Source organism: Halomonas sp. V046, assembly GCF_052645355.1.
In genome coordinates, this window is sequence record NZ_JBQXYF010000003.1 from 332,360 (window position 1) to 347,634 (window position 15,275).

At 65.1% G+C, this 15,275-nt stretch carries 11 protein-coding genes and 1 tRNA gene; 5 read left to right on the forward strand and 7 right to left on the reverse strand.

Annotated features, from left to right (window positions below; translation table 11 throughout):
* Positions 1-90 precede the first annotated feature (90 nt).
* Together ACUN9Y_RS05815 and ACUN9Y_RS05820 are read right to left on the reverse strand one after the other, a co-directional pair.
* A complete protein-coding gene (locus ACUN9Y_RS05815) occupies positions 91-801 on the reverse strand; it encodes a 1-acyl-sn-glycerol-3-phosphate acyltransferase (protein ID WP_445459741.1) in 711 nt (236 codons plus the stop codon).
* Positions 798-1,418 carry a TetR/AcrR family transcriptional regulator gene (locus ACUN9Y_RS05820; protein ID WP_445459742.1) on the reverse strand — a complete coding sequence of 207 codons (621 nt, stop codon included), beginning with the start codon at positions 1,416-1,418 and terminating at the stop codon, positions 798-800. The genes ACUN9Y_RS05815 and ACUN9Y_RS05820 overlap by 4 nt, the downstream gene beginning before the upstream one ends.
* 199 nt (positions 1,419-1,617) lie before the next feature.
* Here ACUN9Y_RS05820 and ACUN9Y_RS05825 point away from each other — a divergent pair, with 199 nt between their 5' ends.
* Entirely contained in the window at positions 1,618-2,301 is a 684-nt protein-coding gene (locus ACUN9Y_RS05825; RefSeq protein ID WP_445459743.1) for an SOS response-associated peptidase, read from the forward strand.
* Positions 2,301-5,246, forward strand: a complete 2,946-nt coding sequence (locus ACUN9Y_RS05830; RefSeq protein ID WP_445459744.1) for an insulinase family protein — start codon at positions 2,301-2,303, stop codon at positions 5,244-5,246. The genes ACUN9Y_RS05825 and ACUN9Y_RS05830 overlap by 1 nt, the downstream gene beginning before the upstream one ends.
* 221 nt (positions 5,247-5,467) lie before the next feature.
* On the opposite strand, the gene sbcB is transcribed toward ACUN9Y_RS05830, so the two are convergent.
* From sbcB to minC, 4 genes are all read right to left on the reverse strand, one after another.
* A complete protein-coding gene (sbcB, locus tag ACUN9Y_RS05835) occupies positions 5,468-6,958 on the reverse strand; it encodes an exodeoxyribonuclease I (RefSeq protein WP_445459745.1) in 1,491 nt (496 codons plus the stop codon).
* 284 nt (positions 6,959-7,242) lie between these two features.
* Positions 7,243-7,497, reverse strand: a complete 255-nt coding sequence (minE, locus tag ACUN9Y_RS05840) for a cell division topological specificity factor MinE (protein ID WP_445459746.1) — start codon at positions 7,495-7,497, stop codon at positions 7,243-7,245.
* A complete protein-coding gene (minD, locus tag ACUN9Y_RS05845; protein WP_445459747.1) occupies positions 7,494-8,312 on the reverse strand; it encodes a septum site-determining protein MinD in 819 nt (272 codons plus the stop codon). Before minD ends, minE begins: the two co-directional genes overlap by 4 nt.
* Positions 8,313-8,376: 64 nt before the next feature.
* Positions 8,377-9,126 carry a septum site-determining protein MinC gene (minC, locus tag ACUN9Y_RS05850; RefSeq protein ID WP_445459748.1) on the reverse strand — a complete coding sequence of 250 codons (750 nt, stop codon included), beginning with the start codon at positions 9,124-9,126 and terminating at the stop codon, positions 8,377-8,379.
* 252 nt (positions 9,127-9,378) lie between these two features.
* Here minC and ACUN9Y_RS05855 point away from each other — a divergent pair, with 252 nt between their 5' ends.
* Positions 9,379-12,165 (forward strand): DUF349 domain-containing protein, encoded by a 2,787-nt coding sequence (locus ACUN9Y_RS05855; protein ID WP_445459749.1) that lies wholly within the window; start codon positions 9,379-9,381, stop codon positions 12,163-12,165.
* A gap of 323 nt (positions 12,166-12,488) precedes the next feature.
* On the opposite strand, the gene phbB is transcribed toward ACUN9Y_RS05855, so the two are convergent.
* Positions 12,489-13,235: an acetoacetyl-CoA reductase gene (gene phbB, locus ACUN9Y_RS05860; RefSeq protein WP_445459750.1), complete on the reverse strand. Its 747-nt coding sequence runs from the start codon at positions 13,233-13,235 to the stop codon at positions 12,489-12,491.
* Positions 13,236-13,479: 244 nt separating this feature from the next.
* On the opposite strand from phbB, the gene ACUN9Y_RS05865 reads away from it, so the two are divergent.
* Both ACUN9Y_RS05865 and ACUN9Y_RS05870 read left to right on the forward strand, forming a co-directional pair.
* Positions 13,480-13,556, forward strand: a tRNA-Met gene (locus tag ACUN9Y_RS05865).
* Between the two features lie 703 nt (positions 13,557-14,259).
* Complete coding sequence (locus ACUN9Y_RS05870; protein WP_445459751.1) at positions 14,260-15,204, forward strand: tetratricopeptide repeat protein; 945 nt, start codon at positions 14,260-14,262, stop codon at positions 15,202-15,204.
* The last annotated feature ends 71 nt before the right edge of the window (positions 15,205-15,275 follow it).

Genomic DNA, 15,275 nt, shown 5'->3' on the forward strand with positions numbered 1-15,275 from the left:
ACGCAGGCGCGATAACAGTCATTGGATCGACACCCCCAAGGCTGGCAGCGATCTGAGGCTAGGGCCTGATGCACTCGCCCCACGCGAAGATCAGGGCCGCCCGCTCTCGACCCAACGATCGGCCTCGGCCTTCAAGGCGCGCACCCGCGCCTCGAGGACCTGACGAGTCGCCTCGCCCGGCTGCATTGGCTCGCCAAAGTACAGCGCCACCCGGGCCCGACAGCGACGCGGAACATGCGCCAGCGCCTTGCCGTGGCAATGCGACGTCCACGACCCCCAGAGCCCTGACATGGCCGCCGGCACCACGGGCACGGGGTCCTTCGCCAGGATCAGGTCCAGCCCGCGGCGAAAGGTATTGATCTCCCCCGTCGACGTCAGCCGCCCTTCGGGGAAGAGCATCACCACATCGCCGTTGCGCAGCGCCCGGCTGACTTCTCCCAACGCCCGCCGAACATTGCCGGGGTCGCGCCGGTCGGACTCCACCGGAATAGCCCCCACGAGACGAAACAGCCAGTTGAGCCAAGGCGACTCGTAGATCGGCCTGTCCATTAAAAAACGCAGAGGCCGCGGGCTGCCGCCGCCCATGACCAGGGCATCCATGAAGCTGACATGGTTGCACACCACCAGGGCCGGGCCCCGCAGGGGCACGTGGCGACGGCCCTGGAAGCGCAGGCGGTACAGCACGTGGATCAGGGCAAACACCAGGCGTCGCAAATGCGCCGCAGGGTTGCGAGAGAAGCGCCAGACACCGGCGGAGGTCAGCAGGGCCACCAGGCCCCAGAACAGATAGCTTGGGTTCACGACTCGGGTTTTATGTGATGCAAGCCGGCCAGGGTGGTGGTCAAGAGTTGTTCGAGCAGTTCATCGACACCGAAGGCGCCGCCCTGCCAATAGCCCAGGCGGTCGTTCAACCCCAGCTGCACCAGGCCATGCACGCTCCCCCACAGGGTTCGAGCCAGCCGGCGGCTCTCGAGCTCGCTGAGCGTCGGTTGATATTCCTTGAGGGTCGCCTCGACCCGCGAGAACAACGCCTCGATCATGCGCGTCTGGCGCTGATCCAGCTCGCCCTCCTGGGCCAACGGGTAGTCGAACAGCAGCTGCCAGCGGTGGGCATCCTCTCGCGCAAAGGCCCAATAGCCCATGGCCAGAGCCTTGAGGCGCTCCGCCGGCGGCGTGGTATCGGCGAGCAGCGGTTCGATAACGGCCCGCAGACCGGCCAGGCTCTCGAGATTCACGTGCTGGAGCAAGTTGTTGAAGCTACCGTACAACTTCAATAGTGTGCTCGGCGCACACCCGACTTCACGCGCCAATGAACGTAGCGACAGCGTGTGCACCGGCTGGTCGGTCAACCAGGCGTCACAGGCGGCCATCACCTGAGCATGCAGCTCCTCTGGGGCGTGTTGTCTGGGGCGAGCCATCGCGTTCCTCTCGAAGCGCCGGCGTGGTGTCCAAAGACTCCGAGGCCGGTGGCAAAAGCGTAGATAATCGTTAGCATACATAAATCGAACACTGTTTTCGACAGCTTAGCCCGCCGGAGCGTTCGGGCACACAGGTAATCGCACCTTTTCACCGCTCCCGCCCTTGGTTACGCTAGTGCCCCGTCGACCCGGAGCCCGCATGACAGGCCGTCTTTACATCCCCGCCTCGAGTATCGATCAGGCTCTCCCGGACCTCTACGCCCCCATTGAGCCCATCTGCGGCGTCAACCTGGCGCCGCGACGGCCGCTGTCGGTGATTCGCCTCGACGCCGGTCGCCCGACGCTTGGCAACCTGTTCTGGGGCCTAACCCCTCCCTGGCTCAAGGTGCTCGACCATGCCCCCCACTGCGCCAGGGCAGAGAGCCTCAAGAGCCGCACCATGTTCCGCGAAGCCTTCCGTGCCCGACGCTGCCTGGTTCCTGCGGCCGGCCTGTACGCCTGGCAACCGCGCCCCGGCCACAAACAGCCCTACCTGATTACCCGGGCCGACCGAGGCCCGCTGCTGCTGGCCGGTATCTGGTGTCGATTCCACACCACGCTAAGCCAGTACAACGACTCCTTCGCCCTGATCACGGTACCGAGCCCGAGCTTTCTGGCCCCCCTGACCGATCGCCTGCCGGCCATGGTCGCGCCGGATGCCGCCACGGCATGGCTGGATCCACACACCCCGGCGATGGAACTGGAGGCCTATCTTTCGCCTCCAACTGGGGAACTGTTGGGCGCGTTTCCGGTATCAAGACGTGTGAACAATCCCCGAGAGCAAGATCCATCCTGCGCCCATCCCATCGGCATGATGCGGCGCCAGAGCCCCAAGGAGACATGATGGCTTCGACCTTCTACGAGCGAGGCGCAGCGCATTTCGCCTGCGCGCTGGTGTGTGCCTGCCTGCCGCTGGTGGCCACCCAGGCGCTGGCGACAACGCCCGACAACACCAGCGCGACGCCCACGACGACAGATGCCGTCGCCGCCATCACCACGCCGATCGTCAGCCCCCACGACGACCGCGAATACCGCGTCATGACCCTCGACAATGGCCTGGAGGTCCTGCTGGTCAGCGACCCCGAGGCCGACAAGGCCGCCGCCTCGATGAACGTGTCGGTCGGCAGCGCCCAGGACCCGGATGACCTGGAAGGGCTCGCCCACCTGCTCGAACACATGTTATTTCTGGGCACCGAGACCTACCCCGAGCCCGACGCCTATCAGGGCTACATCAGCCGCCACGGGGGCAACCACAATGCGTTCACCGCGGCCCAGGACACCAATTACTTCTTCGACATCGAGCCCGATGCCTTCGCGGGTGCCCTCGACCGCTTCAGCGGCTTCTTCATCGATCCGCTGTTCAACGCCGATCGCCTCGGCTCCGAACGCACCGTGGTTCATTCCGAGTACATGGCTCGCCTGCGTGATGATGGCCGCCGCCAGGACGAAGTCCTCGATGCCTTCCTCAACCCGGACAACCCTACGGTAGGCTTCTCGGTGGGCAGCAACGACACCCTCGCCGACCGCCCCGAAGGCGAACCCAGCCTGCGCGAGCGGGTCATGACCTTCTATCGGCAGCACTACGACGCCGGGGTGATGGACCTGGCCGTGGTCGCCCCGATCCCCCTCGACAGCCTGGCGCAGATGGTCACCGAACGCTTCGCCGGCATCGCGAATCGTGGCCTTGCGCGCGCGCAAGTCAGCGCGCCCCTGGTCAAGAGCGACAGCCTGCCGCTGGCCGCCGAGATCCAGTCGCTGCGCGACGAGCGTCGGGTCACCTTCCTGTTCCCGACCCCCGATCCGGTGCTGAGCTATCGCCGCAAGCCGGCAAGCTACATTGCCAACCTGATCGGCCACGAAGGCCCTGGCAGCCTGCTCAGTCGGCTGCGCGAAGCCGGCTGGGCCGACGGCCTGTCCGCCGGCGTTACCCGCGCAGACGGCCACCAGGCCCTGTTTGCCGTGGATGTCAGCCTGACCCCGGAGGGCGAAAAGCACCTGGACCGCATCCAGACCAGCCTATTCGCCACCATCGAGCAGATACGCGAAGACGGCATCAGCGACTCCCGCTACGACGAGCAGGCCCGGCTGGCGGACCAGGCCTTTCGCTTCCAGCAGCACGGCGGCGCTCTGGACGAGGCCATGCGCCTGTCGATGAGCCTGACCCACTACCCCCTCGAGGACGTCAATCGCGCCGGCTATCGCATGGACGGCCTGGACCCCGAGCAAATCAATAGCTGGCTCGACAAGCTCACGGAAAACAACCTGCTGCGTCTGTATAGCGGGCCCGACGTCGAGAGCGATCAGCACAGCCTCCACTACAACACCGCCTGGAAGACGGTCTCGCCGGCCACCGGGTCCGCCGCCGCCCTGACCGGCCTCAGGCTCCCCGAGCCCAACCCCTACATCGCCGAGGACGTCTCATTGCTACCGGGCAACGATGCACGCCCCGCGCTGGTGATCGACACCCCCGAAGCCGATGTCTGGCACAAGGCCGATGCCGAGTTCGATACGCCCAAGGTATCGTGGCGCTTCAGCCTGCAACACCCGTCGGCCAGCCGATCGGTGAAGGACGCGGTACTGACGCAGATGCTGGCCGGCTGGCTCAACGATAGCCTCAACGAGCGCCTGTACCCGGCTCGCCTGGCCGGGCAGCAGGTCGAAGCCTATGCCCACTCGCGCGGCATGACGCTGTCGTTCACTGGCTGGCGCGACCGCCAGGATCGCGTTATCCGCCGGGTCGTCGAGCAGCTCAAGAACGGCGATATCGATGCGGCCAACGTCGATCGAGTGCGCTACGCGCTACAGCGCCAGTGGCGTAACGCGCCCCAGGACCCGCTCTACCACCAAGGCCAGCGGACCCTGTCCGAGGCCCTGGTCTCACCGCAGTGGACACCGGCGATTCTGCTCGCCGCCCTCGATGGCATCGATGCCGCGGCACTCAGAGCGTATCGCGACAGCTTCCTCGCCACGCTGCATCTGCAGGCGCTGGCGGTCGGTAACCTGGATGCCGAGCTCGCCCGCACGGAAGCCGAGCAGGTCATCGCCGACCTGGCACCGAGCCTGCCCGCCGACGCCGTGCCGGACCTTGAAGTGCTCAAGGCGGTGGACCTGCCGGCCCTGACGCCGGACTCCAATCGCGATGAATCGCTGCTGCTACGCTATCTGCAGGGCCAGGACCAGGCCATTGCGACCCAGGCGCGCATCGCGGTGCTCGGCAAGCTGCTGGAAACCCCCTTCTACCAGCGACTACGCACCGAGCAGCAGCTCGGCTATGTCGTCCGCGCCGGCTACTCGCCGTTGCTGCACGCGCCGGGCATCAGCCTGCTGGTGCAGTCCCCGGACACCAGGAGCGCCGAGCTCAAGCAGCACGTGGGCGCCTTCCTCAACGGTGTACCGGAGCGTATCGCCGCCCTCGACGGCCCGACGCTCAAGACTTACCGCCAGGCGGTCCACGACGAGATCCTGCAACGCGACACCGGGCTTGAGTATCGGACCGACCGGCTGTGGCGTGCCCTGTCCTACGGCGATACGAACTTCGACCGCCGAGAGCGCCTGGCCAGCGCCGTGCTGGAGGTCTCGAGTGATCAACTGTCGTCCACCTGGGAAGGCCTGCACGGCAGCTCCGTGGTCGACGTGACCTTCGATCCCGGCGCGACGCCGACCGATGTCATGGCCCTGAAGGGCCCGCTCTCCGAGTTACCGAAAGGCGATATCGCGCCCGCACCGGGGCCCACCGACACACCGGCTCCGGTGACCGAGGAAGCCGCGGTGGCCGACGACGACGCCTGAACCTTCGCCCCCCCCCAGCACCACCAACGACAACGCCCGGCCATCTGGCCGGGCGTTGTCGTTGGTTAAACGGCTGCTGGAGGAGCTGCGGCAAGATGGCCAACGCCTGCGTCGGCCATCAGCGACAATTAAACTTCGACGCAGGGCAGTTCACCTCGCGCTAACGCGGACTCGTTCAACGCCATCCGCCGGCGTCTTGCGCTCAGGCGTCGCCCCGACCGTCACCCGAAAGCCTGGGCCGGCATGATCGACTCGACGAACATCACCATTTCCTCGAGGACCTGGCGGTCGCGATCGGACAGCGAGGTCTGGTTCAATCGTTCGATCTCGCGCGCGAAGTCCTTCAACGTCAGGCTGGCGAGTGCCGAATCGTTCATGCGCTCCCAGCGAAACGCTTCCCAACGTGACTGCTCATCGCCGGTCAGGGTGTCGGGGTAGCTACGGGCACGATAGCGGAACAGCATCTCTTCCAGACGCGGGTCCTGAAAGGCGAAGCTGGCGTCGACCAGATCCCACGGATCGCTGTCGCGCACCCGCTGCATCTGCTGTCGATCGGCCGGCGAGAAGAAGCCGCCGGAATACAGCATCAGGTCCGGGTCTCGCGGCGGCTCGGGCGGCGGCTCGGCGAAGACCTCGCGCACCTTGGCGGCAATCTCAGGATCGGCGGCCAGACGCTTGAAGTGTTCGCGACACTGCTCCATGTCCAGCGCAAGGCGCGCGACGATAGTGCCGTACTTGCCTTGCTGTGGCCCCGACACATCCTTCAATGCGCTGGGGGGGAACACCACCGGGCACTTGTTGATATGGATGACCTTGAGCGGAATACGACTTGTGCCTTCGGCCAGGTCGTCGTTGCTGACAAACACTCGCCCACGAATATCGGCCGGCGACAGCGCCAGCATCTCGGTCGGATCGAGGCTCAGGTCGTAGACGATCACACCATTGGAATTGGTCGGATGCTCGGCCAATGGCATCACCAGGGCGCTGCAGGCGCGGCTGGCCGGATACCGCCGTGAGATATGCAGCACCGGCTTGCGCTGGGCAACATCCAGACGCTTGCTGACCTGACGCTTGCCCCTGAGCGACAGCAGGTAGTCGAACAGATTGGCGTTGGCCGAGCGCATCAGCCGCGCCAGGGCAATGGTGGCACGCACATCGGCCAGGGCATCGTGGGCGCCGGCATGCTCGATACCGTTGGCGGCGGTCAGGTCCTCGAGGCGAAAGCTCGGCGAGCCGTCGTCGCGGGTCGGCCACTCGAGGCCTTCGGGGCGCAAGGCATGAAAGGCCCTCACCACATCGATCAGGTCCCAGCGCGAGTTGCCGTTCTGCCACTCACGAGCGTAGGGATCGATGAGGTTACGATAGAACAGATGACGGCTGACTTCGTCGTCGAAACGCAGGCTGTTATAGCCCACAGCGCAGGTTCCCGGAACGCTCATTTCGGCGACAATCGCGCCGGCGAACTCGGCCTCCGGCAGCCCGTGGCGACGCGCCTTCTGCGGGGTGATACCGGTGATCAGGCAGGCCATGGGGTGAGGCAAGGCGTCGTCGGCTGGCTTGCAGAACAGCTCCACAGGCTCACCGATCTCATTGAACTCGGCGTCGGTACGAATGGCGGCGAACTGGGACGGACGGTCACGACGTGGGTCGGCGCCGAAGGTCTCGTAGTCGTGCCAGAGGAAGGTCAGCGGAGCGGCTGTCGGCTGCGCCATCGGAAAGAACTCTCCACGCGGGCATTAAGAAAACATCACAAACGGGGCGACAGCCTAGCACACCCCTGCCCGGACCTCAGCCGCCGACAGGCCGTGCCCGAGGAGCAGGCTCGACACGCCCCCCATCACAGCCAGGACGCCCCTGAAAGAAAGCCCGGAGGCATCAGCACGGCCGGCAACCGGTGCTCGGCACCTGCCGAGACACGCCTTCCGCGGTCGAACGGGAAGCCGCGTGGCGCTGTCCTGTGCCACAGCGCGCACCGCACGGCACTGCGAGCGACGAGCTACGAGCTACGCGGCAACGTGACGTTCAACTCCAGCACCGAACAGTTGTCCTCGCTGTCCAGCGACATGTTGATGGCGTCATCGTCGACCTGGACATAGCGGCGGATGACCTCGAGCAACTCTTTTTCCAGCATCGGCAGGAAGTCGGGCTGACCTCGCTGGCTGCGCTGGTGGGCGACGATTATCTGCAACCGCTCCTTGGCGACAGAGGCGGACTTCTTACGCTCGCGCTTCAGGAAATCGAGTAGTTTCACCGGCGAGTCCCTCCAAACATACGGCTCAGCAGGCTCTTCTTCTGGAATTGATGGAAGCGTAACGGGATGTCCTCACCGATCAGTCGTCCGACGGTATCGACATAGGCCTGACCGGCATCGCTGGCCTCGTCGTGGGTGACGGGAACGCCCTGGTTGGAAGCCCGCAACACCGCCTCGGACTCCGGAATGAGGCCCACCAGCTTGATCGCCAGAATCTCGCGAATGTCTTCCAGGTTGAGCATATCGCCCTGATCGACACGGCTGGCATTGTAGCGAGTGATCAGCAGGTGTTCCTTGATCGGGTCCTGACCGCGCTCTGCACGCCGCGTCTTGGACGACAGCAGTCCGAGGATACGGTCGGAATCGCGTACCGAGGACACCTCGGGGTTGGTCACCACGATGGCTTCGTCGGCAAAGTACATCGCCAACTGGGCACCGCGTTCGATCCCCGCCGGCGAGTCGCACAGGATATAGTCGAAATCCTTCGACAGCGTATCGAGCACCTTCTCCACGCCTTCGAGGGTCAACGCATCCTTGTCCCGAGTCTGGGAGGCAGGAAGGATATGCAGGTTGTCCACGCGCTTGTCGCGAATCAAGGCCTGGTTGAGGCCCGCCTCGCCCTGGATGACGTTGACCAGGTCATAGACCACACGGCGTTCGCAGCCCATGATCAGGTCCAGATTACGGAGACCGACGTCGAAGTCGATCACCACGGTCTTGTTGCCTCGCAGCGCCAGGCCGGTGGCAATGGCTGCCGCACTGGTAGTCTTACCGACCCCACCCTTGCCGGAGGTCACAACGATGATCTTGGCCAAGTGTCGCATCCTGTCTTCGTAATGTTATTGGTCCTCGGTGGCCGCTCCGCGGCCCCACGGCCGTTTACGCCAGCGAGGTGATCCCCAGCTGGTCGTCGCTCAGGACAACCTGAACCGAGCTACCCAGAAGCTGGGGGTCGATGTCCTCGAGACGCTTGTAGTTGCCTGCCACCGAGAGCAGCTCGGCGTGAAGCTCGCGGCAGAAAATGCCCGCCTGAGTGTCGCCATGGATCCCGGCCAGGGCCCGGCCACGAAGAGCGCCATAGACGTGCACATTGCCCGCCGCCAGCACCTCGGCACCGGCATTGACCGCCCCGACCACCACCAGATCGCCTTCGGGGGCAGTGATCTGCTGACCGGAACGGACGGTACCGCGGAAAATGCGCCCGCCCTGGGGCAGCCCGGCTTCCGGAACCGCCATCGCTTCTTCGACCGGCTCAGGCTCGGCACCCGTGGTCGGCACGCTCTCCAGGGTACGCGCCCGGGCGCTTTCCTGAGGCGGAAACCAGCCCAGGCCAAGCGCCCAGGCGGATTGTTTCACCGGGTCCGGTCCACCGCGCACTGCCACCGGCAGCAGTTTGTGGGCTCGGCACACGGCGCAGATTCTTTCCAGCGCCAGATGCGGTTCGTCGAGTTTCTCGACGCTCAGCACCACAGGCGTATGCTGAAAGAAGGCTGGCGACTGAGAGAGCTTGCCCGCCAGCTGCTCGCGAATCCGCTCCGGGTCCGCACTGGAAAGCTCCATCACCGTCATCGGCAGCATGCCGCCCTTGAAGGTAAACGCCATGCTGTCCCTGTCCACTTTGAGGCTCATTGCCGAACTCCACGTCGGGTGTTGATCGGGATAAGGCTCAAGCTATGCGAGAGCCCGCGTCCCTGCAACCGATCATAAGCTCCATCGACGCCAATGTCAGTGTCTCCATTCGTCCACAGGCACCGCTGCGGGGCTTTTCTGCCACCGGCGCGCATGCTTAGATACACCAAGGCCATTTCGGGCCAAACTTTTCCGAGCGCAACAACAAGATGGCGTGACATCCCCGTCACCCTCACGATGCCAGGACGCCCCATGTCAGGACTCCTTCGCCGCCTGTTTTCCCCTCGCTGGCGGCACCCCGACCCCAGTGTTCGCCGCGAAGCCGCCGAAAAACTCGACCCGGCGACTCAGCGCGACGCACTGGAACACCTCGCCCAGGACGGCGATCCCCAGGTCCGTCTGGCGGCACTGAAGCGCCTCGACGACCCAGAGCGCCTCTTGACGCTGCGCGCAGATGGCCAGGGATCACGCGAACTCGACCGCCAACTGCTCGACCTGATCACCGGCAAGCATGGGCACCTGGAGCTTGCCAAGCGCCAGTCCCTGATCGGCCGGATCGACGACAGCACGCTACTCGGGGACATCGCCTTGCAGGGCGATAATCAGCAGCTACGTCTTGCCGCGCTCGAGCGCCTGGACAACGAAGACGACCTGATTCGACAAGCCTGCGACAACGGCATCGCCGCCGTTCGTCACGCCGCCGCCGAGCGTATCGAGTCGGAGGCAGGGCTCAAGCGCCTGGCCCTCGAGGCCCGTCGTGATCGCCATGTGGCCCGCGGCGCCAAGGAGCGCCTCAGTCGTATTCGTGCCGATGCCGCCTCCATTGAGCAGGCCTGCCAGCAACGCGAACAGCTGCTGACGACCCTGGAAAGCCACGCAAATGCCACCTGGGAGCCGCTCTACGCCGGACGCTTCCGCCATCTTGAGCGGGAGTGGTCACGGCTCTCCGACCTGCCGAGCGCCGAGCAGGATCGACGCTTTCAGGACGCCAGCCTGCGCTGTCGCAAGGTCATCGGCGACCATGAGGCTCAGGAGCATGTCAGGGAGGCCGACCAACGCCGACGCGAGCAGGCGGATAACGATCGTGAAGCGCTGGTCATGGCCTTGGAGGAAAGCCTCAAGGCGCTGCGTCAGGGCGAAGGGGTAACCGACCAGGACCTGGACAGCCTGCGGGCCCAGAAGCAGTTGATGGCCAGCCGCTGGCAGGCGCTGTCGGAGCTGCATCTGGCCGAAGGTGCCCTGCGCCAGCGCTACGATGCCGCGCTCAAGGAGTATGACCGCCTGGCCCAGGCCAGGATGCGTCTCGACGAACGCGCCGATGACCTGGAGGCCGCCATCAAGGATGGCAATGAAGCGCTGCTCAAGCGGCTGGTGAGCGACTGCGACTGGCCCGAGGGCATTCCGCCGGACCCTCGCCTGGCCCGAGCCCGGCACTACTTGCGCCTGGAGCAGGACTTCGCTGGAGACGATGGTGAGGACGCCAGCGCGGAGCTCGTCAGCCGCTTCGACGAAGAGCTCGTCCGCCTTGAGGCATTGCTCGATGCCGGCTCCTTCAAGGGCGCCAGCCGGCTGCACCAGCGCCTGCGCCACCTGGCCGAGCGCCTGCCCGCCAGCGCCGATAGCCAACGCGCCACGCTCAAGCGCCACGGGGCCAGGCTTGCCGAGCTGCGCGACTGGCGCGGCTTCGTCGCCGGGCCCAAGCGCGAACACCTGTGTCAGGCGATCACCGACCTGGAGGCCGACCCGAGCCTCTCGGACCGCGACCGAGATCGTCGCCATCGTCAACTGGTCAAGGAATGGCGGGCCCTCGGCGACGCCGCCAACAACCGAGACCAGTCCGAGCGCTTTCGCGCGGCCTCGGACCGACTTCGCGAACGCCTCAAGCACTGGCACGAACAGCAACGCCTGGAGCGCCAGCATCACCTGGAAGAGCGCCAGGCCCTGTGCAGCCAGCTGGAAGCCCTGCTCGAGCAGCCCGCCGCCCTGGCCGACCCCGACAGTCTGCGGGAAATCCGCGATCAGGCCCGCGAGCAGTGGAAGCGTACATCGCCCGTACCGCGCGACCAGGCCGAAGCCATCGGCCGACGCTTCGGCCGTATTCGTCACCAGCTGCAAGCCTTGATCGATCGCCGCGCCGTGGAAATCGCCGAGGCCAAGCGCGAGCTGATCGAGCAGACTCGCCGCCTGGCCCAGGACGACGGGCCAAGCCACAGGCGCGCCGAACAGGCCAAGGCACTGCAGCAGCGCTGGCGAGAGCTGGGACGCGCCCCCAAGGGCGAGGAGCAGACCCTGTGGCGCGAGTTCCGTCAGCTATGCGACGAGATCTTCGCCAGCCGCGACGCCGAACGCGACGATCGCGCCCAGCGCACGAAAGACCGGCTCGACCAGATGCAGGCCCTGATCGACCGCATCGACGCCTGGCAACCGGCCACCAGCGACGAAATCGCGCTGCTGGAGACAGCCCTCGATGAAGCCTCGACGCTGGAGCCGCTGCCTTCTGGCCGCCGCACCGAGGGCATGCGGCGCCGCTGGACCGGCATCGTCCGGGCCCGTCGCGAACGCCTGGAGCGCATCGCGGTAGCAGAGAAGGTCGGCCGCTGGCGCGCGATTCAACCCTTGCTTCAACGCCACCTGGCCGCCGATGCCGAGGCTCTGGTCGGCCACGCCGGCGGCGACATCGAACCGCCCCAGGACCTCGACTTGTCGGCGGCCCTGCTGCGCGCCCACGCCACGCGCAACGCGGCCCGTCGACACCCCGCTCCGCCCGACGAAGTCGCGGACCGACTGGCGCGACTGCGGGTTCACCTATCGCTGCTCGCCGGCGGTGCCATCGCCTATCAGGACGAGCCGCTGAGGCTCGCCATCCAGGTCGAGCGTCTCAACGACAGCCTGAGCCAAGGCCCGGGACGCGAGGACGAGCTGCAGTCGGTGCTGTGCGAACTGCTGGCCACAGGCCCTGTGCCTCCCGCCCTGTGGCAGGAAGAAGTCATCGACCTGGACAGCCTGCTCGATGGCCTGAGCCAGCTCCCCCCGCCCTGACGACCGCCGACACGCCCGCTCTGGCAACAAAAACGGCAGCACGAGACGCTCGTCTCGTGCTGCCGTCGGTCGTTCCGTGGCGCATTCAAGGCCGGTAGCACTCGGGGGCGGATGGCCCCGCCCATGACCTGACTCTTGTGACTCCAGAAGCGATTTCCAGGAGCTATTTCAAAAGCTATTTCAAAAGCTAGTCCCGGAGCTACGTCTTCAGGTGCCACGTCTTCAGGTGCCACGTCAGGTGTGACGTTAGGTCTCCGGCCGTCCAAGATGGTGTCTCGTGACGGCCTTCACCGCAGCGTCTCCCGGGTCGGACAGGAGGCGCCTTAGCCCATGAACTGGCCACCGTTGATATCGATGTTGGCACCGGTGATAAAACCGTTGTCCTTGTCCGCCAGGAAGGCGACCAGGCGGCCAATCTCCTCGGGCGTGCCGTAACGCTTCATGGGAATGGTTTCGCGAATGGCTTCACGAACCTTCTCGGGAATCTTCATGATCATGTCGGTGGCAATGTAGCCGGGGGAAATGGTGTTGACCGTGATGCCCTTGGTCGCCGTCTCTTGCGCAAGAGCCATCGTCAGGCCGTGCATCCCCGCCTTCGCCGCAGAGTAGTTGACCTGCCCGAACTGCCCCTTGCGGCCGTTGATGGACGAAATATTGATGATCCGGCCATAGCTGGACTCCAGCATGTCCTCGATCACGCTGCGGCAGGTGTTGAACACGCTGTTGAGGTTGGTATCGATGACGACATCCCACTGATCGGGGGTCATCTTCTTCATGGTACCGTCTCGGGTGATGCCCGCACAGTTGACCAGTACCGAGATGGGACCGTACTTCTCGCGGATATCCCTCACTCCATTCTGACAGGCTTCGAAGCTTGTCAGCTCGACCCCGGACAGGTCGATGTTTTCATAGCCATCCGCTTTCTGCGTCTCTAACCAGGTCTTGGCCTTGTCGGGGTTGTTAAAGCCAGCGAGCACCTGATAGCCGGCATCTGCCAGCGAACGACAGATAGCGGTACCGATACCACCGGTTCCACCGGTGACCCATGCGACGGGCATTTGCTGAGTCATTGACGACCTCCCTGATTGTCGTGCGGTCCATCGCCGACACTACGGCGATGGCGAATTATTGGCTTGCACTCCCGGCGCTTCAAGCGCGTACCGGGGGCACTCTCCATGGTGCCTGTACAGACTGACGCTTCCGTGACAGCCGATCTTCAGTATGGACCACAGCGTCCATTCGGCACGACCCTTAACACGCGATCGCGCATACTTGACTTCCCCGGAAAAATCCGTAGAATACGCCCCACGTTGATGCGGGGTGGAGCAGTCTGGTAGCTCGTCGGGCTCATAACCCGAAGGTCATCGGTTCAAATCCGGTCCCCGCTACCAATATTCGAAAAGGTCGTCCCTCTGGGACGGCCTTTTTTTTTGGTGCTCTCGCCGACACAGTGATTTGCATCAATATTCTGTCACCGCCACGCGTCTCCTTTTTCGTCATTACATCGTTAACTATTGATATAAAACAGCTATGCTCCCCGTCGATGGCATGCCTGAAACCAGCCTCGGGATTGCTCCGGGAGCGAACGCTGTGCCTGTCTCACTACCGACGCTTGGCCAACCATGGGCTCCACCGGCCCACGCCCTGGGTCACCCAGGCGCCACCGATTTCGCGCCGGCTGATCAGCATTCACCGCGGCCGGGCACCCTCTGATATGCCCATCGCGTCGAAAACGATATTCCGTGCCAATTCTCTCACCATGGTACGAAACTAAACTATCTCAGCCCCCTCCGGGGCCGCGTCGCGGTTCGCTCACCCAGCCTCACGCGGCCAGCAGCGCTGTTGCCGACACTCAGGGTACCCTCAGGCGCTGTATCCGGCGTTGCGATATCGCCTGCCGCAGGGGCCTGCGCGACGCCGTCTTCGTGACGCCACTGCGTGCACATGATATTCATCGCCCGCCGCTCGATCGCAGGGGCTTCCGCGCCCCGCCGTTGCCGGACAACGAGAGAGTGGCGCCGAGGACTTGAAGTCGAGCGCCATCACCCGCATCTTTCGACCCAATCCATTCGTTACTTCATAAGGTCACCGTCCATGCCAATCGTCGACCCTCGCACTGGCGAACCCATGACCGCCGATCCTGCCCAGGACACCGCCGCGTCGGGCGCCGCAGGGGCGGACATGCCCTCCGACAGCGAACTGATCTTCGACGTCGACCGCAGCAATATCCAGCAAGTCCTGGAGCTGTCCGCGCAGATTCCGGTACTGCTGGACTGTTGGGCGCCATGGTGCGAGCCGTGCAAGAACCTGATGCCGGTGCTGGAAAAGCTGGTGCGGGAATATCGCGGCACTTTCCTGCTGGCGAAACTTAACATCGACGACAACCAGGACATCGCCGCGCAGCTCGGCGTGCGCTCGGTCCCCGACGTCAAGCTGATCAGCCAAGGGGGCCTGGTCGACCACTTCCAGGGCGCGCTGCCCGAGAAGGAAGTGCGCGAATGGCTCGCCCGCTACTTCCCGGCCCCCGAGAATGCCCCGGCAAGCCCCGAGGAGCAGGCCGACCAGGCCCTGGCCGAAGGCGACCCGGCAACGGCACAGGCCATCTACACGGACCTGATCGAACAGTATCCGGAGCACTACGCCTACCAGATCGCGCTGGCCAAGGTGCTGGTCGCCCAGCAGAAGGACGATGACGCCCGCGCCCTGCTCGACGCTCTGCCCCCGGAAGAACGCGATGGCCCGGCGGCGCGCGGCGTTCGTGCCAGCATCGAATTCGCGGAAGAAGCGCCGGACGCCGCCCAGTTGGCAGCGCTCGAGGGGCGCGATGACAGCGAAGCCAACTACCTGAGAGCCCTGCGCCGTGTCGCCGACGGTGACTATGAGAGCGGCCTGGAAGCGTTGCTGGCGGTGATGAAGTCCGACCGCGCCTACGGCGACGATCTGGCGCGCAAGACGCTGCTACGCGTCTTCGACGCCCTCGGTGCCGACCACCCCCTGACGGTCAGCTATCGTCGCAAGCTGTTCGCCCTGCTCTACTGAGCCGGGCTGGGCGAGCGGGGCCGATGGCGCTGGGGCTCAGACGCGTTGAACCCGACGCGCGGCCCCGGGCG